This is a genomic window from Pseudolabrys sp., assembly GCF_035943735.1.
Lineage (GTDB): Bacteria > Pseudomonadota > Alphaproteobacteria > Rhizobiales > Xanthobacteraceae > Pseudolabrys.
In genome coordinates, this window is the sequence record NZ_DASZBV010000013.1 from 61,407 (window position 1) to 80,567 (window position 19,161).

Genomic DNA, 19,161 nt, shown 5'->3' on the forward strand with positions numbered 1-19,161 from the left:
GCCCGCGCCGCCTTGCTCTATCTCGTCACGGATATGGAGAGAATGGAGCGTGGCACTCACGTGTTGCCGCGGAATAGCTTTTTTAGCCCATCCCAGACGCCCGGATACTCACCATCCAGCAGTTCCAGACCTGATGCATAAGCGGTTGGGCTCAGCGGATAGCGCGTCTCGAACATGAAGGCCATTGTGCCTGCCAGTGTTTCCGGTTCCAGAGTCCTGTGCGACGCGCGCTCGAACGCCTCCGCATCCGGGCGTTCTTCAGTCTTCAAGCGCGGGCCGACGATCTACCGGCCGGACCAATCAAGATCGTCGTCGGCTTCGGCGCGTCCTCGACAGCTGACACTGTTGCAAGGCTGGTTTCACGGTACATGACCGATCATGTCGGTCATTCGGTCATCGTCGAAAACCGGACCGGCAACAGCAGCATGATCGCCGCCAAATATGTCGCGCATGCTGCGAATGACGGCCGCACTTTATTCATGGCGGAAGACCGGCACAGGCAATATTGTGGCCGCCTGGCGCTCCTGGCACCGCAATTAACCGAGCGCGAGATTCAAGTCTGCGCCGGAATCGTTTGCGGACTGAGCTCGAACGCGATTGCCGGTTCGCTAGGCCTGAGCGTCAATACGGTTCTTACTCATAGACGGCGTGCATATGCATAACTGCGCGTTTCCAGCTTGAACGAACTATCGCATATGTTGCTGAGGTAGCCCGGAAAGGCCGGGGCGTTCTTCTGTCCGATTCAACGCAAGGTGCTCCTGCCGGACAGACAACGGGCGGATTACCGACTGAGTCCGATCGCGCGCTTGCGCTGGCTGGCCAATCCGCTCCTTTCGATTTCCGCTTGTTGACTCCAAGCGGATGCGAGCAGCGCGCTCCACTTCAGCATCTGGCCCGGTTCGGACTAAGCCGTTTGAGGACGTAAGGTCAGTTCCCAAGAGTAGAGCAGGCATGCACCCGCCAATCGCCAATAGTCGCAGGTGGCGCGAAGCTCACGCTAGCGGGAGGCTGGTTTAGACCCGATTTCGGCCTGACGCGCACGCGGGCCCTAGGTGCGCGACCGACAGAAGACTCTAGTTACTGGTAATATGCTGGAGGATTAGATCTTCGACCACTACAGCGACCCCGTGCGTAGTTTGCGCAATCCGTCGATCATTCGTCAACGCCGTCGCACGCGCATGCGTTGCCCGACGAACACTACGAGAAATACCGCACACGCGTAAACCAGTGTGTCCAGGCGGATGGGCTCGCCGTTGACGGGCCAGGCCAGTGCGACAATCACGAACGGCTGCAGCAGCATCAGTTGTCCAGCGCGGGCGACGCCGGCGAGTGCCATTGCGGCATTGAACACAAAGAAGGCGAGGAACTGACTGACGAGGCTCACGTAGGCGAGGCCGGCCCAGGCAGAGGCGGCGATGTGATCGAGAGTTTGCCAGTGCCACATCGTCAATGCCGCAACCAGGGAGAACGGCAGAAATCCCGCCACCTGCCAGGATATGACTTCCCATCCAGGCATCTGCATGCTCAAGCGGCCCGAGAGGGCGTAGCCGAAGGCACCTGACACCACCGTACCGAGCAGGAACAGATCGCCGAGGGCGAAGCCGACGCCGTCGTGGTCGCGCAACACAAAGGCCATCACCACGGCAGCGCCCGTCGCGCTCGCCAGCCAGAAGCCGAGACTTGGGCGTTCGCCAGCGACCAGCGCAGCGGCGGCAACGGTCGCCAGCGGGACGATGCCAAGCACCACGCCCCCGTGCGCCGCCGGCACGTGCGCCATGGCGAGCGCCATGAACACCGGAAAGCCGATGATGGTGCAGATCCCGGTGACGACCAGTTCGAACCAAAGGTTGGGCGGCGGAATCGGCCGCCGCAACAGGACCAGCAATGTCAATCCGGCGCAACCGGCCACGCTCGCGCGCACGGCCGTCAGAAACAGAGGATCGAAATAGCCCACGGCAACGCGCGTCGCGGGCAACGTGCCGCCAAACAGCACGACTCCAGCGATACCGAGCGTAATGCCCCATCTTTCACGGGAAACGGCCATGCGTCAGTGCGCAGTCGATGTTAGAGGGATGCTGTGGAAGAAAGACATTCGGGAAAATCGACTCGGCGCCATTAGCCCCTCTGGGCAACGATTCGTTCGTTTGACAGGCTGGCGGCGAGGGCCGGTTCCGCGTGATGCGCCTGCAGACCCGGAACTTCGCTCGTCTATCCGAGAATCGTACCTTTTCCGCGGCCGTTCTTGCTTTGCTCGACCATGACGGTGTCGTATTTCAGCGCGAGCTCACGCGTGAGTTCAGAGTTCATTAGCTCGTCGTGGCTGAGCGCGTGCATGGCGGCAAACATGCCTTCGGTTCCGGCCGGGCTATAGATCATCAGCATACGCACGCCACTCGGTGAGGTGACCTGGTGCGGTACGCCCGGTGGAATATGAACGCAGGATCCTTTTACGGCGTGAAAGCGCTCTTCGCCGACCTGAAACTCGGCGCTGCCCTCGAAGACGTAAAAGGTCTCATATGCTTTGATGTGGTAGTGAGCGCGCGACTGAAAGCCTGGCTTGCAGTTCTCTTCGACGACTTCAAAGGTCTGATTGGTATCGTCGCCGGTGATCTTGACGATCACCTCGTTAGCCTTCGCATATACATTCCCGCCGCCCGGTGGGGAGTGTTTGCCTTTTCCTGCCATGCGCCGGAGATCTCCTCGTTCAGTGGGGCAGCGTTCGCATTATGTGGCCGAATAACTCAATTGTTCGGGTCTCTTCTCCTTCAGGAAGTCGTGAAGGTTCCAGCGCTGCACCTGCTGGAAAACCGTGCCGAAATCTTCTTCCGGCAACGGCTCGTCGATATACCGTTCGCCACGTCCGAAGTTGCCGAAATCCCACGGATGCAGGCTTTCAAACTCGGCGGGTACGGCGAGCCTCCATAGCGGCAGATATTTTGGCAGGTCCGCCTCAAGCGCGCGTTCGGCTTGTTTGAGTGCGCGCATGTAGCCGTGCACCACCTCGGGTGGTGAATTCGATGGCACCCACCACAGCGTCTTGAATGTGTCGTCGATAATCTTGCGCAAGCCCAACTGTTCCGCCATGGCGATCTGCGGGGGCAGTAAGCTGGCGGCATCAACTTCGCCGTCGAGCAACGCTCGAAGGCGGGCGCCGAAACCGCCTGTGTTCACGGTCTTGATGTTCTCAAGCGGCAGGTACTTCTCCAGCCGGTATGGAACGTTAAAATGGCTTCCTGCGCGCATGCCGACCGAGATCGGCACGTCTTTCAAATCTTCGGGCTTTCGGATGTTGGAGTCCGGCCGTACGAAGATCGCCCACGGCGAGAGGCCATAACCCTCGGTGACGACACGCCCCATGCCGGCGCTCGCATTGCAGATCGTACCCCACCAACACGCACCCTGTACGACGTCTTCGCTGCGTTTGGTGTAGGGTTGGTCCTGCGGCCGTTCGAGGTAATCGAGACCCTTCCAACTCGATTGGGTGCCCCGGAACGTTGTCCAGTCGAATTCGACATCGAGGCCTTCGGCTGCGAAAAGGCCCTCTTGCATAGCCACGAAATCATTTAGCCCCATTCCTTTAGGAGCAACCTTCACTTTTCGTAACGTCAGCGACATTGCATCCTCCTGGCCCGCATCGGCAGTCGTGTGTGGGGATGGCGTCTAACGTCTCTCTGAAGCTGTCTAGCAAAATGTCGGAGCCTATATGAGCAGCAAGTGTCGCTCTTTTCAACCGTTTGGACAAATATTGTTCAATTGTATCAGGCGGCACTCAACTCGGTGGCCGAGAGCGTAATGGGGAGAATTCGCATCTTTTAGATCATCGTCGATTGTCCGCGGCGGCGGTGAGCGCTCGCGCGTTGCCGGAGATGTTCGAGGAAAAGCTGGACAGGGGGGCTAATGCTGCGATTCTTCAGCAGAATCGCCGCTATGGGACGAGGTTTGGTCCGCAGCTCGATCGGTAAGGCGCGTAAGGCCCATTGAGATGCATTGTACTGCAGCACCGAGGAAGGCAATACCGTCACAAACCGTCCCGTTGCTAGCAGGTGATTGCGCATTAGTACGCACGATGAGATGATTCGCCCGTCGGGAACGGCCAATCCTTTTGTGCCGAACGCCTCTTCAAGGACTTCGCGTACGACCAGCGAAGCAGGAAGAATCCAATTCTGTGTCGTAAGATCCGCCAGGGTCACGTTCCGTCGCCTTGCTAGCGGGTTACCGGCACCTGTTACGACCACGTGTGGATCGTCAAACAGGACTTCTGCTGCCAAGTCACCCTTGGAAAACGCTGCCGGAATTCGCGCAACCATGAGATCGACGGTTCGCTCATGCAGTTGGTGGAATTCCACCGAGGTCGCGTCGGCGTCGGTCACCTGGCAAACTATCTTCGGATAGCGTTCGGTAAATCCGTTGATCACTTCTGAGATGAAGCCACCCGAAAGAAATTCGGAGCAGGCCACGCGTATTTCACCGGTCGCCGAATCCTCCAGCCTCTCGATATCCATGAGCGCCTGGTGCAGTTCGTCGAAGGCAATGCGGCTGCGCTTGAGAAGCGTCGTCGCATAGATCGTCGGCTCGACACCCTTGGCGCTGCGCTCAAGTAGCCGAACGCCCAGCGACGCTTCGAGATTGGCGATCGCGACGGAAACAACGGATTGCGAAGTCGACAGTTGGAGAGCGGCTTTGGCCATGCTGCCGCTACGCGCCACGAAGGAAAGGATGTGAAGATCCCGTAGCGTGATACGGCGGTCGAGGCGTTCGTGCCGGTTCACGGGCTTTTTTGCCATCGGCTTTTACGATACCTGCATCGTTAGTTCACGATACCACCCGCCGCCGCGCCTGCATAGACTGTCGGGATGCATCAGGCGCGAAAGGCACATTATGCCCAAACAACGGATCAGCTACGTACCCCTTGCAGCAATGGACGCAGAAATGCGTACGGAAATGGAGCGCTGCCAGCGAGAAGGCACTCCGCGGCCCGAGAGCTCTGCTGTGCGTGCGCATGTTCCGGCGGCATTCTGGTTTTTCGCCCGAAGCTGGAATGACCTGTTTCGGAACGGCATCGCGGACCACAGCCTCAAGGAATTGGCACGCCTTTACGTATCGCGCTCCGTGCAATGCGAATATTGCGGCAATCAGCGGTCGGTGAAAGCTGCACGCAGCGGCGCGTTAATCGAAGACCACGTCCTGGATTTGCTGAATTTCGAGAATTCGGGCCGCTTTACCGAGAAGCAGAAGGCCGTGCTGGCCTACGCGGAAGCGATCGTGTGGCACCTCAATACAGACGATGCGTTCTGGGAACGGCTGCACAAGCAATTCAGCGAGCCGGAGCTGGTGGAAATCGGCTGCATGATCGGTCTGACGCTCGGCCAACAGAGTTGGCTGCGGCTCCTCAATATTGATCATCATCAGGTGCTCACAGGGACCGACGCTTCGATGGCGCCTGGCTTCGAGTCGCTAACCGCGCTCGAGACGAGCAAAGCCTCCCCCGAGTACTGGGCAAAGGCCGCACCGGCGCGCTGACTGCGAAGGCGCTGCTTGCGTGCCGCCAAGAAATTCTGACGCAGGGAGATGAAGCCAAGCGCCGCACACGTTCGAGGGCCCTGAGCGGAGGAGTTGGTGCTCTCAAAGGTGGAGAACCTCTCCGAGCGCGGATTTCACCTGCCTAGGGACGGGAGAAAGTTTCCATCGTGACCCAATTGCTCCCGGCGATTTTAGCGTCCCTTTCGCTGCTGGGGCCATTTGCCGTCCATCTGTTCTTCCCGCTCATTCCCGTTCTGAAGACAGAATTTCATCTTGGCACAGCGGAAGCCCAGCTCGCTTTCACGGCCGGGGTGCTGGCGATGGCCGTTTCGACACTCTGGTACGGTAGCCTGGCAGATCGGCACGGTAGACGGCCGGTGCTACTCGTCGGTCTGGCCATGTTTGTGGCCGGAAGTATCATCTCCACGTTTGCCGGCTCGTTCACGATCCTGATGATCGGGCGCGTGATCCAGTCCATCGGCGCGGGGTGCGGCATCACGCTAGCCCGGGCGATCGCAAAAGACGCCTACGGGCCGCAGCTCCTGGTGAAGTCCATCGCGTATCTGACGACGTTCTTCGCCATCGGTGGGCTGGTCGCACCGGGGATCGGCGGCATCCTTATCGACCAGCTCGGTTGGCGCGGAGTCTTCGGGTTTTCGAGCGTCGCTGGATGCGCCATGCTGGTGGGTGCTTACGCGGTTGTGCCGGATACGCGCGCCGGGACTGCGCCCAGCCAATTCGGCCACTCCATGGCTTCGTCGTTCTTCGAACTGCTTTCAAAGCCCAGGTTTTGTGCCCTGATTGCCCAAACCGCCTGTAGCACCGGCACTTTCATGGTGCTCGCGACAGCGACGGCAGTGCTGATGAAAGACACGCTGCATCGACCCGCGACAGAGTACGGTCTTTATTTCTGTCTGGTGCCCGCCGGGTTCATAACCGGGTCGGTTATCTCCGGTCGGATCAGTAGTCGCGTTTCGCTCGAGCGTATGCTGTTGGTCGCCGCCTCGATCGCGGGGGCCGCCGCCGCCATACAATCGACCTTGCTCTTGTCCGGATACGTTACGCCGATCGTGCTGTTTGTCCCCGGGACGTTCATGACGCTGGCACAGGGCCTTTCTCTGCCATTCGCTCAGGCGGGTGCAATGGCGATCGTCCCGCGGCTGGCCGGCACTGCGGCCGGTGTCGGCGTATTCGCCCAGAATGTCTTTGGCGCCGGCTTCGCCCAGATTTACGGCTTGCTTGCGGACGGCAGTCCGATTCCGATGATCGAGACCACAAGCGTGACCGTCGGCTGCGGTTTTGTTGCGGCAGTGACCGCGCTCCTGACGAGGCCCGCAGGACATGTTGCCGCTCGGGGCACAGCCTAGTAGCCGCCCAGAAGGAATGAGAGCCTCATGTCGCGTTCGCCAGCACATCAAACAGGACGCGGTGCAATTGTGATCGGCGGGTCGATGTCCGGCTTATTCACGGCGGAATTTCTTAAAAAAATCGGCTGGCGGGTGGACGTCTACGAACGCTCACGGACCGAGCTCGTTGGCCGCGGAGCCGGGATCACCGGACACCCCGAGTTGTTTCAGGTGCTGGTCGATTGCGGCGCAGGGCTCGGGGGCCTTGGTGTGGAGGTGCCGAAGCGGATTGCGATCGACCGGGCGGGAAGTGTGACGGAGGAGCGTCCGTTGCGACAGATCCTGACATCGCGGGATCGGCTCCAGCGGCTTTTACGCACCACAATCGACGAGCGGAATTATCATCTCGGATGGAATTTCGAGAATGTGGAACAGGACGAGCGCGGCGTCCGAGTGACCTTTTCTGGCGACCGTGTCGAGGAAAGCGGACATCGTTGTGGGGGCCGACGGCATCCGTTCGAGCGTGCGCCTGCCTTTGTAGGGCACATGAACCATGTCGGTCCCGGTCAGCTTGAACAGCTCGCCGGCGAAATGAACCGTGCCGCCGACGCCTGAACTCGAGAAGTTGAGTTTGCCGGGCTCCCTTTTGAGGAGCTTGACCAAATCGGCTACGGTTTTGACCGGCAGCTTCGGCGTCACGGCGAGCATGTTGGGGAAAGTGGCGAGCAGCGTCGCGGGCGCAAAGCTGGTCACCGTGTCGTAGGGCAAATCCGATCGATATGCCGGAAGCACCGCGTGTGTCGACGCGGTCGCGCTCAGCAGCGTGTAGCCATCCGGCCGCGCGCGGGCGACGAACTCCGATGCGATCGCACCGGTCGCTCCGGCCTTGTTGGTGACCACGACCGGGTGGTCCCACTTCTCGCTAACATATTAGCGACCAGGCGCCGGATCACATCTGTCGTCCCGCCGGCCTGAAACGGAATGACCAACTCGACGTTTCCGGACGGATATGTGGCGGCACTCTCGGCGTAAGCACCCGGTGCCGGGCCTAGCAAGGCGATGGCCGCGGCAACGACTACCAGTGTTATCAGTTTCATGTTTCCCTCCCGTTTCAAGTTTTCGTCTTGTTGATTTAGTTCGCGACGCCAAAATGACGCTTGGCGTTGTCCGACAGGACCTTTCGCAGCACTGCCTCTGAATAGCCTTCGGACTCCCAGTCGCTGATGACTTTGCCGTAGCGCAGGACGGGGAAATCGCATCCCCACATGATGCGATCCTGCATGCGCCCTTCGATCGCGCTTTTTAGGGCCGGCGAGAACTGGCGCGGTCTCCAGCCGTGCGGTTCGTAAGCGACATTCGGCTTGTGCCGCAGGATCGCGAGCATCTCGTCCTGCCGCGGCCAGGCGGGGCGGGCGGCTAGTATTTCATCAAAGGAGAACATTCGCTCTTTGATAGTCTATATATCATTCATGCATCTTGAAGTGTCGTTTTGCTGGTGCTAGACATCGTAAAAGCACGGAAGCTATTCAGTCTCAGCTACAGGCGATGATTACCTCCGGTCAGTTGCGCGCCGCCCGCGCTCTTCTTGGCATCGACCAGCGCGAACTCGCGAAGCGAGCGGGCTTATCGCTGCCCACTGTTCAGCGCATGGAGGCTAGTGGCGGCGTCGTCCGCGGCAACGTCGACTCGCTCATGAAGCTGATCGATGCGCTAGTGGCGAATGGCATCGAACTGATAGGTGAGGGCGGAACATCCACAAGCGGCGGGCGGGGAGTTCGGCTCAAATGAGCGCGTCGCGCCGAGATATCGGTGCGGGGGCGGTGCGGAGGCGCCGATGGTGATCGATGCGCTCATCGCTGTAGCGGCTTTGCTGTTTCTGGCGCCTACCGGCATTGTCTTGGCGTCGTCATCAATCGGACGGCCTACAATCTACGGCGCCAGCCTCGCGCTCTCGTTAGCGCTGGTCATTGCCGGAGTCGTAAGCCTCTCGGGCCACCACAATTCCGCGGCAGTGCTGCCTTTCGGTCTGCCGTGGCTCGGCGCGCATTTCCGCATTGACGCGCTCTCCGCCTTCTTCCTCATCGTCGTCAATCTCGGCGGGGCGGCGGTTAGCCTGTTTGCCCTCGGCTACGGCCGGCACGAAGAATTCCCTGGCCGCGTGCTGCCGTTCTATCCAGCATATCTCGCTGGCATGAATCTCGTGCTGCTGTCGGCCGACGCGTTCTCCTTCCTCGTCTCCTGGGAGTTCATGTCGCTGTCGTCCTGGGCACTTGTCATCGCGCATCACAACGTGCGCGAGAATATCCGAGCCGGCTACATCTATCTGTTGATGGCGAGCTTCGGCACACTCGCGCTGCTGTTCGCCTTCGGTCTCATGGCCGGCGCGGGAGGCGACTACGCCTTCGCGGCGATGCGCGCTGCCCCGCCCACCGCCGGGCTTGCTGCGCTCGTTCTTATTCTTGCGCTTGTGGGCGCCGGATCGAAGGCGGGCCTCGTGCCGCTGCACGCCTGGCTGCCGCACGCGCATCCGGCCGCGCCCAGCCACGTTTCGGCGCTGATGAGCGGCGTCATGACCAAGGTCGCCGTCTACGGCTTCATCCGTATTGTCTTCGACCTAGCAGGATCGCCTGCGTGGTGGTGGAGCATGCCAGTCATCGGTATCGGCGCACTAACGGCGGTAATGGGCGTGCTCTATGCGTTGATGCAATCCGACCTGAAGCGTGTGCTCGCCTATTCGACCATCGAAAACATCGGCATCATTTTCGTCGCACTCGGCCTCGCACTCGCGTTCAAGGCCAATGCGATGACCTTCGCCGCCGCGCTCGCCATGACCGCGGCGCTGCTGCACGTGCTCAACCATTCGCTGTTCAAGAACCTTTTATTCTGCGGCGCGGGCGCGGTGCTCGCGTCGACCGGACAGCGCGACCTGGAGAGGCTCGGCGGCCTCATCCACCGCATGCCGCAGACGGCTTTCGTGTTCCTCGTCGGCTGTGCCGCGATCTCGGCGCTGCCGCCGCTCAATGGATTCGTCTCGGAATGGCTCGCGTTCCAGGCGATTCTGGTGAGCCCCCAGCTTTCGTCGTGGGGGCTGAAACTGATGATTCCGGCGACGGGCGCATTGCTCGCGCTGTCGGCGGCGCTCGCCGGCGCCTGCTTCGTGCGCGTGTATGGCATCGCCTTTCTCGGCCGCCCGCGCAGCGATGCAGCGGGATCGGCGCACGAGATCGAGCGTGTCTCGGTCGTCGCCATGGGTATTCTGGCTGGGGCCTGCCTCGTCCTCGGCATCTTGCCCGGCTTCGCCATCGACGCGCTGGCGCCGGTGACGCAGATCGTCGCCGGGGGCCGCATGCCCGTGCAGACGAGTGTCGAATGGCTCTCGATCGTCCCGATCGCCGCGAGCCGGAGTTCCTACAACGGGCTCCTAGTATTCCTCTTCATCACCGCGTCCGGCATGATCGGCGCCTTCGCCATCCATCGGCTGGCCTCAGACAAGATCCGGCGCAGCGCGATCTGGGATTGCGGCTTTCCCGATCCAAGCTCCGCGACGCAGTACACGGCCGACAGCTTTGCGCAGCCGATCCGTCGCATCTTTGGCACGCTTGTCTTCCGCGCGCGCGAGCTCGGCGAGATGCCGACGCCGAATTCGACGGCGCCGGCACGCTTTGTCGCCGTCGTGCACGATCCGATCTGGGATACGCTCTACGCGCCACTCGTCGGCTTCGTCGCTTTCGCCGCCGAGAAACTGAACGTCCTGCAATTCCTCACCATCCGTCGCTACCTGACGTTGGTCTTCGTGGCGCTGGTGTTGCTGCTTCTGGTGCTCGCGGCATGGCCCTGATCCACGATCTTCTCTTCCAGGGCGTGCAGATGCTGCTGGTGCTGCTGCTGGCACCGCTGCTCACCGGCTTCGTGCGCAAGGTGAAGGCGCGGCTGCTGCGCCGGCGCGGGCCGCCGCTGATCCAGCCCTATCGCGATCTCGCGCGGTTGCTGCGCAAGGACGTCGTGCTCGCGCACAACGCCTCGTGGCTATTCCGCGTCATTCCCTATCTCATCTTCGCCGCCACCTGGGTGGCGGCTTCGCTGGTGCCGACCTTCCGCAGCGGTCTTCTCTTCTCGTGGACCGCCGATCTCATCGCGCTGATCGCGCTTCTCGGCAGCGCGCGCTTCTTCCTCGCGCTCGCCGGCATGGACGCCGGCACCGGCTTCGGCGGCATTGGGGCCAGCCGCGAGGTGATGATCGCCTCGCTCGCCGAGCCGGCGATGATGATGATCGTCTTCGCCATCGCGCTGATCGCCGGCTCGACGCAGCTTTCGACCATGGCCGCCTTCATGAATTCGCCCGAGGTGGGCTTGCGCGTCTCGCTCGGCCTCGGCCTCATCGCGCTCGTCATCGTCGCCATCGCGGAGAATGCGCGCATTCCGGTCGACAATCCGGCGACGCACCTTGAGCTGACTATGGTGCACGAGGCGATGGTTCTCGAATATTCCGGACGCCATCTGGCGCTGATCGAGCTCGCCAGCTTCCTCAAACTGCTTCTCTATGTGTCCCTAATCGCCTGCCTGTTCGTACCCTGGGGCATCGGCGTGGCCAGCGCCGATCCGACCGAAGTTGCCATCGGCGTCGCCGGCTATGTCGCCAAGCTCGCCGCCGGCGGCTTCCTTTTGGCGGTGTTTGAGACGGCGATCGCCAAGATGCGCGTGTTCCGCGTGCCACAGCTCCTCGGCGCTGCCTTGATGCTGGCGCTGCTCGCGACTTTGCTGCGCTTCGTGTCGAGGAGCTTCTGATGCACGGATTGGCCTTCGACATCGCGCATATGCTGGCCGGTTCGCTGGTCGTGGTGAGCTTCCTCGAACTCTACCAGGATCGCATCCTGGCGCTGATCAACGTCTACGCCGCGCATGCGCTGGTGCTGACGCTGTCGGTCGCCTGGCAGGCCCTGGTCCAGGAGGCGCCGCACCTTTACGTCACCGCCCTGATCGCGCTCGCGTTCAAGGCTATCGTCATCCCGGTGGCGCTGCGCCGCATCGTCGTCAAGCTCGGCATCCACCGAGAGATTGACAATGTCGTCGGCGTCGGCCTCGCGATGCTGGCCGGCATCGGCCTCGTCGCGCTGTCGATGGTGGTGATGCTGCGCGTGACCGCCGAGGCCGACCCTCTCGCCCGCGAGGATCTTGCCTTCGCTTTGTCTGTGGTGCTGCTCGGCCTCTTGATGATGGTGACGCGGCGCAACGCGGTCAGCCAGGTAATCGGCTTCATGTCGCTGGAGAACGGCCTCGTGCTCGCGGCGACTGGCGCCAAGGGCATGCCGCTGGTGGTCGAGATATCGGTGGCCTTCTCGGTGCTGATCGCCTTCATCGTCATCGGCATCTTCTTATTCCGCATCCGCGAACGATTCGACACGGTCGACGTGCAGGCGCTCGACCGCTTCCGCGGAGAGCGCCGATGACGATCGACGCGCTCGAAACCATTCTCATCGTGCCGCTCCTCGCCGCGGCGCTTCTCGCCGTGCTGCCCGGCTATCGACTGACCGCCGGTCTCAATGTCGCTGCTGCGTTGGTGACCTTCCTGATCTCGGTGTCGTTGTTCTGGATGAAGCCGCAGGCTAGCGGCTATCTGCTGCTCGACGACTTGAACCGCGTCTTCATCGTGTTGACCACACTCGTGGCTCTGACCACGAGCATCTTCAGCGCCAGCTATATCGCCCACGAGATCGAGATCGGAAGGTTGACGCCGCGTTCGGTGCGCTTCTATCACGCGATGTATCAAGTGCTGATGTTCGCGATGAACCTCGCCCTTGTCGCCAACAATATCGGTCTGATGTGGGTGGCGATCGAGGTGGCGACGCTGACGACGGTGATGATGGTCGGCATCTACCGCACCCATGAGGCACTGGAGGCCGCCTGGAAATACTTCATCCTTGGTAGTGTCGGCATCGCGCTCGCGCTGTTCGGCACTATCCTGGTCTATATGGCGGCGCGACCGGTGATAGGCGAAGGCGCCGGTGCAATGGTTTGGACGACACTGATCCAGCATGCTGCGCGCTTTGATGCGCCGCTCCTCAATGTTGCTTTCGTCTTCCTGTTGCTCGGCTACGGCACCAAGGTTGGCCTCGCGCCGTTGCATGCGTGGCTGCCCGACGCGCATGCCGAAGGTCCAACGCCGATCTCGGCGGTTTTGTCTGGACTCCTACTTAATGTCGCGCTTTACGCGCTATTGCGCTTCAAGATGCTGCTCGCGCTTAATCCGGAGGCAATAGCGCCCGGCCCGCTGATGGTAACGATGGGCCTCATTTCATGCATCTTCGGCGCGTTCATGCTGTACCGGCGTCGCGACATCAAGCGCATGTTCGCCTATTCTTCGATCGAGCACATGGGCATTATCGTGTTCGCCTTTGGTATGGGCGGACCGCTCGCGAATTTCGCCGGTCTTTTGCACATGACCATGCACTCGCTGACCAAGTCGGCAATCTTCTTCACAGTCGGCCATATCGCCCAGGTCAAGCGAACGCAGAAAATCGCCGATCTGAGCGGGCTGACAGTGAGCAACCCGCTGCTCGGCTGGGCGCTCGTCGTCGGCGTCGTCGCTATCGCCGGGCTGCCGCCCATGGGCATTTTCATGAGCGAGTTTCTGGTCGTTTCCTCGACTTTCGCGCGGCAGCCGTGGCTCGCGATCCTGCTCGCATTCGGCATCATCGTCGCGCTCGGCGGCCTGTTTTTGCGGCTTAATTCGGTTGCCTTTGGCGAGCCGCGCGGACCATCGGAACCTACGCACGCCTCTTTCGTGCCGATATTCGCTCATTTCGCCATTGTCTTTGTCGCCGGCATCTACATGCCCCCGGCGCTGGTCGCTGGTTTCGAAAACGTCGCGAGACTGCTCGGATGACGATCCTCGACACCATTGCCGACGCGCAGGTCGTTGACGGGCACCGGCCATGGCCACGTGCAATCGTCGAGGACTTCGGTTGGGCACGGGCCATCGATGAACTAGCCAGCGGCCGCTGGACCTTGTCCGGCCTGTGGGGCGATGCCGGCGCCGTCCATATGGCGGTGATGGGCGAGGGTGGCGACATTGCCGTACTCACTTGCCGATGCCGCGACAGACATTTTCCGAGCGTCGGCGCGCGGCATGCGCCCGCGGTCCGGCTGGAGCGTGCAATCCGCTCCCTGTTTGGCTACGAGCCGGCCGGTGCGCCCGACGCGCGGCCGTGGCTCGATCACGGCGTCTGGGATGTGAAGCATCCACTCAGCGACCGCGCCGCGGCGCCTGCGCCGACGCCTGCGCGCTATACATTCCTCCCCGTGGAAGGCGAGGGCTTGCACCAGGTGCCGGTCGGACCGGTGCACGCCAGCATTATCGAGCCCGGCCACTTCCGCTTTACCGCCAACGGCGAGTTCGTCGTGCGCGTCGAGGAGCGGCTCGGCTATGTCCATAAGGGCATCGAGAGCCTGATGGCCGGCGCGTCGCTTGAGGGCGCGGCGATGCTCGTTGGGCGCTCCTCCGGCGACAGCACGGTCGCCTATGCCTATGCTTTCGCCCGCGCCGTCGAGGCGGCGACGCAATCGTCACCGCCGCCGCGCGCCGTCTATCTGCGCGCGGTGATGGCCGAGCTGGAGCGGCTCGCCAATCATCTCGGCGACATCGGCGCCATTTGCAACGACGCGTCCTTTGCGCTGATGCACGCCCAAACCGGCATCCTGCGCGAGCGCGTCTTGCGCGCGGCGGACGCCTGCTTCGGCCATCGCCTGATGATGGATGTCGTCATGCCCGGCGGCGTCTCGCGCGATCTGAACGCCGACGGCGAAGCGCGGATCCGCGCGCTCATCGCCGAGCTGCGCACGCGGTTTCCGCGGCTGATCGAGCTTTACGACAATACGGCCTCGCTGCAGGACCGCACGGTCACCAGCGGGATTGTCAAACCGGAGTACGCACGGCAGTTCGGCGCCGGCGGCTATGTTGGCCGCGCCGCCGGAAGGAACTTCGATGCGCGGCGTACGCCTGGGTATGCGCCTTATGACGCGCTGCAGTTTGAGGTGCCGGTGCTCGAAGCCGGCGATGTCAATGCAAGGGTTTGGATCCGCATCCGCGAGGTTGAGCAGAGCCTGTCCCTGCTCGAACAGCTTCTAGACCGCTTGCCGCGAGGCGATTTACGCACGTCCATTAAAATTGGCAGATCATGCGAGGGCATGGCCTACGCGGAAGCCTTCCGTGGGGATGTTCTTGTTTGGCTGCGTCTCGGCGACGACGGCACCATCGCACGCTGCCACTTGCGCGACGCATCATGGTTCCAGTGGCCGCTGCTCGAAGCCGCCATCGAAAACAACATTATCGCCGACTTCCCGCTCTGCAATAAGTCGTTCAACTGCTCCTACTCGGGACACGACCTTTAGAGGCGACGATGCGCCGCACGTTGTTTGAAAGCCTTACCACCGGCGCGTTGACCGAGCCGGCGCCACCGCCGGATCAGGCCTCGCTCGCCGAACTGGCGAATAGCGTGAACCGCGTCGCGCGGGCGCGGCTCGGTCGTTCGTTATCGATCCGTCACGTGGATGCTGGTTCATGCAATGGCTGCGAGCTCGAACTGCACGCGTTGTCGAACGCCTTCTACGATCTTGAGCGCCTCGGCTTGCGCTTCGTTGCCTCGCCGCGCCATGCCGATGTGCTCACTGTGACAGGGCCGGTGACTAGGAATATGCGCGAGGCGCTGCTGCGCACCTACGACGCCATGCCCGACCCAAAATGGGTGGTGGCGATCGGCGGCTGCGCCCGCGATGGCGGCCTTTTCGCCGGCAGTTACGCCGTTGTGGGAGGCGTCAGCGATGTCATTCCGGTCGATTTGCACGTCAATGGGTGCCCGCCGTCGCCGTATTCGCTGTTAAGGGGCCTGCTTGCGCTACTCCATCATCAGGGCGGGGGCGCTGTTTGAGAACACTGCTATGGCTCTGTTATGCCGGCCTTGTCGGGATGGCGCGTCAGGTTCTACCGGTGCTTATGATCGTAGTCGTGTTTTCTTTTTCTGGCTTTACAACGCGGGCTTGGTCCTACGGATTGCGCTCAACTTCTTCCTGATTGGCTGGCCGCGGCTCAACGCCGTGTTCGAGCACGGATTCGCCTACGCGCGCAGCGTTACCTTCTATAATGGGACGCTCTTCTGGCAGTGGATGCGGTTTCCGGGCGACGTGGTGTTTGCGGTGGCCGCCCTTCTGATGGCGTGGGATTTCCTGGTTAAGCTCGGTCCGCTTTTTCCGGGAGTCGCACGGTGGCTTCGGCGCGGGCCGGTCGTGCCGCTGGAGACAAGTCCGGCCGAGTGAGCCTTGGCGCTCGCGCTTGCCCGTTCGGTGAAGCTGCTCTAACCGCATCACGGCCTCACAGCGATACAACTCTGCATGCCAGCGTGGCGCCACAGGGATATCTAGCTTAAACCGGGCAATCTATGTTGCGAGCCGTCCATGCGCGTTCATCTCCTCTCAGGCATCCGTACATCAACGTACGGCGATGGGCGACATAATCGTGCGCGTTCGGCTGATGGAATGAGGCGAAGCTGGCAGGCTAATGCAAATGAGGCGGCGATTTGTCGCAGCCAGTAAAACAGTCGAATACGAGCGCGCTGGAAGATGATCACTTTTGAGGGCGGCACATTCGAGATCGACGCCGGGATCATAGCAGACGGACTGGAGATTGATGCATCGTCGCTTCAGCAGCGCATGCGAGATGGTACGCTTACAAGCCGGTGTGAGCGAGGGATCGATGGGGATGAAGGCCGCTATCGCCTGACATTCTTCACCGAACGGCGCCGCTTGCGGTTGATCGTCGACGGGGCGGGCAACGTGCTACAGCGATCGACGATTGATTTTGGCGAAGATTTCGCGACGCGGCCGGCCGGTCTACATCTCCGGTAAGGGTCGGCGGATCGATGACCATCGAGCCCTCCGATAGGTGCTTGCGCTTTACGTCGTGAGAGGGATGGCTCGAAAAGAGCATCTCTAACTGCGACTTCTGCGCAAGCCGAGTATTCGGTGACGTGAAGGACCTATCATCCAGCAACGAGGTATCGCCATGGACGATTCAATGTACCCCCATGCGTCTTCAGAGTTCAGCCGGCTACGGCGCGATTTGGCGCCCAGCCAGCAGGCCGCCTTTGAGGCCTTCGGCAAGGTAGTTTTCGCAGATGGAGCACTTCCATCCAAGATTAAGCAGATCATCGCTGTCGCCGTCGCTCACGTCACCCAATGTCCGTATTGCATCAAGGGCCACACGAAGGCAGCCCGGCGGGCCGGCGCGACCCCTCAAGAGCTCATGGAAGCGATCTGGGTAGCGTCTGAAATGCGAGCGGGAGGCGCCTACGCTCATTCGAATTTGATGCTTGCCACGCTCGCTGACGAGGAGAAGAAATAGAGCCAGATTCCTACGAATGAGATGAGGCCTGCCATGGCGCGGTATACCGTAGGTCTGAAAAAAGGAACCCACTCGAAGGCCCTGACCGTCGAAGCTGAAGACGCTCTGATGGCAGCGCTCAGCGCGAAGCTCGACAACCCAGCCGCAATGATCACCTACGTCCGCAAGGCCAACCGTCGTGGGGACCGTCGACACCCCCATGAAGGCCTGTCAGGCGTAAGGCACGGAGGAAGCGAAGGCGGTTAGGGCGGCTGGACCGTGTCCCCTTTGGCAGGCGGCCATTCCTCGCACGCGTGTCACGAGCGGGAGCGTTCCTGGGGCGGAGGGCATTAGGCCTTCGGTGATCATGATGAGTACAGACAATGCGCAGCACCGGTGGGAGACAAGAAACGACCAGGTTGCTTGCTGGCTATTGGGTGACAATGCCGCAGTCGGCACGGCACGGTTTCTGTTGCTGGCGCTGGCTTACATTGTGAGTACCGTCTTGGTTCTCGACTGGCTCTTCCGCTGAGATCATGGGCAACCCCGTGACGTCTCGATCCATCTCCGGCACCATCGCCAACACTTGGTCGCCGATGGCGGCGTGTAGCTCGCCCATATGTTGTCTGGTCGGTCAGACGTTCTGCTAGAGTAGCGTTAGGTCGGCTAATGGCCCTTAGCCGACCTTGGAGCTGCGCAGATTGATGTCCGCTTTCGTGGTATGAGCCCGCCTGAGGCGAGGAGTGGCTCCCGCGGTTGATGATGGGGCAGACACAACTCCGCGGACAGCTTTTGTCAGAGGCTAAGCACGGCTCGAAAGACCTCGTCGTACCGTGGGCGTACTCCCTTCGTGTCGCCACGTAGGAGGAGCTTGAGGCTGTCAACCGGTGCTTGTAACTGTCAACCCTGTCAACCTTGAAAATCAGACTGCCCAACTGGAAGTTCTTCGGGCGGCGTAGACCCCGCAGTGGGGGAGGGACTAGGAAGGACCCGAAGAGCTTTGATTCAAGGCTGGCCGGTCGGCTGCTGACATTCCTTTAGAGCGGCCGACCGGCGTTTATCGATGTACGCTGCCAAATCCACCGGATGCACGCCGCGCTGCAGTCTGCGGAGCTATTAAGTGACTGAGAAAACAAAAATATTACTAAAAACGGCGTCCCGCCGCTTCTGCGTCGCCCCGATGATGGATGGGACTGCTTGAGGCGGAATCTGACGTCGAGTCAGGTGCTTATCGCAACATAATAGACCTCTGTCGTACCGAGCGGCGTACCGTAGCTGTAAGATCGCAGGCACGTGGAAGTCCTCGTTAGAGCCGCGCTGAAAACCGCTCTAGCGCGGTCAAGGAGCGCGAGCGGACGTCCACCTCACGTTGATAGATTTCAGCGCGCAAGTACTCGATCTCGGCGGTGTGGTCGTCCTCGGCGACATCGATATACCAACTGCGAGGTCCTCCGTCGGACCCATCCGACCAGCGATAACCACGCGTCTTCAGGACGTCCTTCAGATCGAACGGCGACTGCTCGGCCCAAATCCTGAACGACCGCTGTCGCGCACGGGCAAGTAATGCCGCTAGAGCTGTCGTGGACGCACCGGGAAGAGCTTTGGCGAGAATCTCCAGCACGGCGTGGCAGTCGTCTACCGCCCGATGGGCCTCATAGAACAGCCCGCAGTCCGTGAGGAGGTATTGGAGGTTCGCGCCGGCAAAGCCATGCTTGCGCCATTCGATTTCACTGATTGAGCACGCCCAAGGCTTTTTTGAAAAGATGGGCCAGAGCCGCTCGGCGAATTTTCTGTCGAAGGCGGCATTGTGCGCGATGACGACATTGGCATCGCGGACGAACTCCTCGACCGCGTTTTCCTCGATCCGCTGACCCGCGACCATTTCATTCGTGATCCCGGTAAGGTTCGTGATCTCGGGTGAGA

General features: G+C 61.3%; 20 protein-coding genes and 1 pseudogene. 13 read left to right on the plus strand and 8 right to left on the minus strand.

The annotated features are described in order from the left end of the window. Positions 1 to 56 precede the first annotated feature (56 nt). Positions 57 to 269 carry a homogentisate 1,2-dioxygenase domain-containing protein gene (locus tag VGV41_RS07370; protein WP_326863127.1) on the minus strand — a complete coding sequence of 71 codons (213 nt, stop codon included), beginning with the start codon at positions 267 to 269 and terminating at the stop codon, positions 57 to 59. On the opposite strand from VGV41_RS07370, the gene VGV41_RS07375 reads away from it, so the two are divergent. Beyond that, positions 219 to 662, plus strand: a complete 444-nt coding sequence (locus VGV41_RS07375) for a LuxR family transcriptional regulator (protein WP_326863128.1) — start codon at positions 219 to 221, stop codon at positions 660 to 662. The genes VGV41_RS07370 and VGV41_RS07375 overlap by 51 nt on opposite strands. Before the next feature lie 497 nt (positions 663 to 1,159). Here VGV41_RS07375 and VGV41_RS07380 read toward each other — a convergent pair whose 3' ends face one another. The 4 genes from VGV41_RS07380 to VGV41_RS07395 all read right to left on the minus strand — a co-directional run bounded on the left by VGV41_RS07380 (position 1,160) and on the right by VGV41_RS07395 (position 4,784). Next, positions 1,160 to 2,044, minus strand: coding sequence for a DMT family transporter (locus VGV41_RS07380; protein WP_326863129.1), 885 nt, complete (start codon positions 2,042 to 2,044; stop codon positions 1,160 to 1,162). 164 nt (positions 2,045 to 2,208) lie between these two features. Then, positions 2,209 to 2,685: a cupin domain-containing protein gene (locus tag VGV41_RS07385; RefSeq protein ID WP_326863130.1), complete on the minus strand. Its 477-nt coding sequence runs from the start codon at positions 2,683 to 2,685 to the stop codon at positions 2,209 to 2,211. A gap of 39 nt (positions 2,686 to 2,724) precedes the next feature. After that, positions 2,725 to 3,615, minus strand: a complete 891-nt coding sequence (locus tag VGV41_RS07390; RefSeq protein WP_326863131.1) for a hypothetical protein — start codon at positions 3,613 to 3,615, stop codon at positions 2,725 to 2,727. 197 nt (positions 3,616 to 3,812) lie between these two features. Continuing rightward, the gene (locus VGV41_RS07395) at positions 3,813 to 4,784 is read right to left on the minus strand and encodes a LysR family transcriptional regulator (protein WP_326863132.1); all 972 of its coding nucleotides are present in this window, start codon (positions 4,782 to 4,784) and stop codon (positions 3,813 to 3,815) included. A gap of 145 nt (positions 4,785 to 4,929) precedes the next feature. Here VGV41_RS07395 and VGV41_RS07400 point away from each other — a divergent pair, with 145 nt between their 5' ends. Both VGV41_RS07400 and VGV41_RS07405 read left to right on the plus strand, forming a co-directional pair. Beyond that, complete coding sequence (locus VGV41_RS07400) at positions 4,930 to 5,520, plus strand: hypothetical protein (RefSeq protein ID WP_326863133.1); 591 nt, start codon at positions 4,930 to 4,932, stop codon at positions 5,518 to 5,520. A gap of 167 nt (positions 5,521 to 5,687) precedes the next feature. Beyond that, positions 5,688 to 6,887, plus strand: coding sequence for an MFS transporter (locus VGV41_RS07405; protein ID WP_326863134.1), 1,200 nt, complete (start codon positions 5,688 to 5,690; stop codon positions 6,885 to 6,887). A gap of 351 nt (positions 6,888 to 7,238) precedes the next feature. On the opposite strand, the pseudogene VGV41_RS07410 reads toward VGV41_RS07405, so the two are convergent. Next, positions 7,239 to 7,778: pseudogene (locus VGV41_RS07410) on the minus strand (tripartite tricarboxylate transporter substrate-binding protein); the annotation flags it as partial. Between the two features lie 220 nt (positions 7,779 to 7,998). After that, on the minus strand, positions 7,999 to 8,307 hold the full coding sequence (locus tag VGV41_RS07415; protein ID WP_326863135.1) for an amidohydrolase family protein: 309 nt from the start codon (positions 8,305 to 8,307) through the stop codon (positions 7,999 to 8,001). A 104-nt stretch (positions 8,308 to 8,411) separates the two neighbouring features. Between VGV41_RS07415 and VGV41_RS07420 the strand changes: the two genes are divergently transcribed. The 10 genes from VGV41_RS07420 (at position 8,412) to VGV41_RS07465 (ending at position 17,259) form a co-directional block, all read left to right on the plus strand. Then, a complete protein-coding gene (locus VGV41_RS07420) occupies positions 8,412 to 8,654 on the plus strand; it encodes a helix-turn-helix transcriptional regulator (protein WP_326863136.1) in 243 nt (80 codons plus the stop codon). A gap of 46 nt (positions 8,655 to 8,700) precedes the next feature. After that, positions 8,701 to 10,704: a hydrogenase 4 subunit B gene (hyfB, locus tag VGV41_RS07425; protein WP_326863137.1), complete on the plus strand. Its 2,004-nt coding sequence runs from the start codon at positions 8,701 to 8,703 to the stop codon at positions 10,702 to 10,704. Next, a complete protein-coding gene (locus VGV41_RS07430) occupies positions 10,695 to 11,651 on the plus strand; it encodes a respiratory chain complex I subunit 1 family protein (protein ID WP_326863138.1) in 957 nt (318 codons plus the stop codon). The genes hyfB and VGV41_RS07430 overlap by 10 nt, the downstream gene beginning before the upstream one ends. Then, positions 11,651 to 12,313 (plus strand): hydrogenase-4 component E, encoded by a 663-nt coding sequence (locus tag VGV41_RS07435; RefSeq protein ID WP_326863139.1) that lies wholly within the window; start codon positions 11,651 to 11,653, stop codon positions 12,311 to 12,313. The genes VGV41_RS07430 and VGV41_RS07435 overlap by 1 nt, the downstream gene beginning before the upstream one ends. Further along, the gene (locus tag VGV41_RS07440) at positions 12,310 to 13,749 is read left to right on the plus strand and encodes a hydrogenase 4 subunit F (protein ID WP_326863140.1); all 1,440 of its coding nucleotides are present in this window, start codon (positions 12,310 to 12,312) and stop codon (positions 13,747 to 13,749) included. The genes VGV41_RS07435 and VGV41_RS07440 overlap by 4 nt, the downstream gene beginning before the upstream one ends. Next, complete coding sequence (locus tag VGV41_RS07445; protein ID WP_326863141.1) at positions 13,746 to 15,254, plus strand: hydrogenase expression protein HypE; 1,509 nt, start codon at positions 13,746 to 13,748, stop codon at positions 15,252 to 15,254. Before VGV41_RS07440 ends, VGV41_RS07445 begins: the two co-directional genes overlap by 4 nt. Positions 15,255 to 15,262: 8 nt before the next feature. Further along, on the plus strand, positions 15,263 to 15,790 hold the full coding sequence (locus tag VGV41_RS07450) for an NADH-quinone oxidoreductase subunit NuoB (protein WP_326863142.1): 528 nt from the start codon (positions 15,263 to 15,265) through the stop codon (positions 15,788 to 15,790). Then, positions 15,753 to 16,175 carry a hypothetical protein gene (locus VGV41_RS07455; protein ID WP_326863143.1) on the plus strand — a complete coding sequence of 141 codons (423 nt, stop codon included), beginning with the start codon at positions 15,753 to 15,755 and terminating at the stop codon, positions 16,173 to 16,175. Before VGV41_RS07450 ends, VGV41_RS07455 begins: the two co-directional genes overlap by 38 nt. Positions 16,176 to 16,478: 303 nt before the next feature. Then, positions 16,479 to 16,763: a DUF6522 family protein gene (locus VGV41_RS07460; protein ID WP_326863144.1), complete on the plus strand. Its 285-nt coding sequence runs from the start codon at positions 16,479 to 16,481 to the stop codon at positions 16,761 to 16,763. Between the two features lie 157 nt (positions 16,764 to 16,920). Further along, on the plus strand, positions 16,921 to 17,259 hold the full coding sequence (locus tag VGV41_RS07465; RefSeq protein WP_326863145.1) for a carboxymuconolactone decarboxylase family protein: 339 nt from the start codon (positions 16,921 to 16,923) through the stop codon (positions 17,257 to 17,259). Between the two features lie 1,285 nt (positions 17,260 to 18,544). Here the strand turns inward: VGV41_RS07465 and VGV41_RS07470 are convergent. Beyond that, a partial coding sequence (locus VGV41_RS07470; protein WP_326863146.1) for a 3'-5' exonuclease occupies positions 18,545 to 19,161 on the minus strand: 617 nt, incomplete at its 5' end.

Excerpts from the sequence above, each read along its gene's own strand:
- VGV41_RS07380 (WP_326863129.1), bottom strand. The coding sequence starts at position 2,044 with ATGGCCGTTTCCCGTGAAAGATGGGGCATTACGCTCGGTATCGCTGGA.
- VGV41_RS07385 (WP_326863130.1), bottom strand. The coding sequence starts at position 2,685 with ATGGCAGGAAAAGGCAAACACTCCCCACCGGGCGGCGGGAATGTATAT.
- VGV41_RS07390 (WP_326863131.1), bottom strand. The coding sequence starts at position 3,615 with ATGTCGCTGACGTTACGAAAAGTGAAGGTTGCTCCTAAAGGAATGGGG.
- VGV41_RS07395 (WP_326863132.1), bottom strand. The coding sequence starts at position 4,784 with ATGGCAAAAAAGCCCGTGAACCGGCACGAACGCCTCGACCGCCGTATC.
- VGV41_RS07400 (WP_326863133.1), top strand. The coding sequence starts at position 4,930 with ATGCGTACGGAAATGGAGCGCTGCCAGCGAGAAGGCACTCCGCGGCCC.
- VGV41_RS07415 (WP_326863135.1), bottom strand. The coding sequence starts at position 8,307 with ATGTTCTCCTTTGATGAAATACTAGCCGCCCGCCCCGCCTGGCCGCGG.
- VGV41_RS07420 (WP_326863136.1), top strand. The coding sequence starts at position 8,412 with ATGATTACCTCCGGTCAGTTGCGCGCCGCCCGCGCTCTTCTTGGCATC.
- hyfB (WP_326863137.1), top strand. The coding sequence starts at position 8,701 with ATGGTGATCGATGCGCTCATCGCTGTAGCGGCTTTGCTGTTTCTGGCG.
- VGV41_RS07430 (WP_326863138.1), top strand. The coding sequence starts at position 10,695 with ATGGCCCTGATCCACGATCTTCTCTTCCAGGGCGTGCAGATGCTGCTG.
- VGV41_RS07435 (WP_326863139.1), top strand. The coding sequence starts at position 11,651 with ATGCACGGATTGGCCTTCGACATCGCGCATATGCTGGCCGGTTCGCTG.
- VGV41_RS07440 (WP_326863140.1), top strand. The coding sequence starts at position 12,310 with ATGACGATCGACGCGCTCGAAACCATTCTCATCGTGCCGCTCCTCGCC.
- VGV41_RS07445 (WP_326863141.1), top strand. The coding sequence starts at position 13,746 with ATGACGATCCTCGACACCATTGCCGACGCGCAGGTCGTTGACGGGCAC.
- VGV41_RS07450 (WP_326863142.1), top strand. The coding sequence starts at position 15,263 with ATGCGCCGCACGTTGTTTGAAAGCCTTACCACCGGCGCGTTGACCGAG.
- VGV41_RS07460 (WP_326863144.1), top strand. The coding sequence starts at position 16,479 with ATGATCACTTTTGAGGGCGGCACATTCGAGATCGACGCCGGGATCATA.
- VGV41_RS07465 (WP_326863145.1), top strand. The coding sequence starts at position 16,921 with ATGGACGATTCAATGTACCCCCATGCGTCTTCAGAGTTCAGCCGGCTA.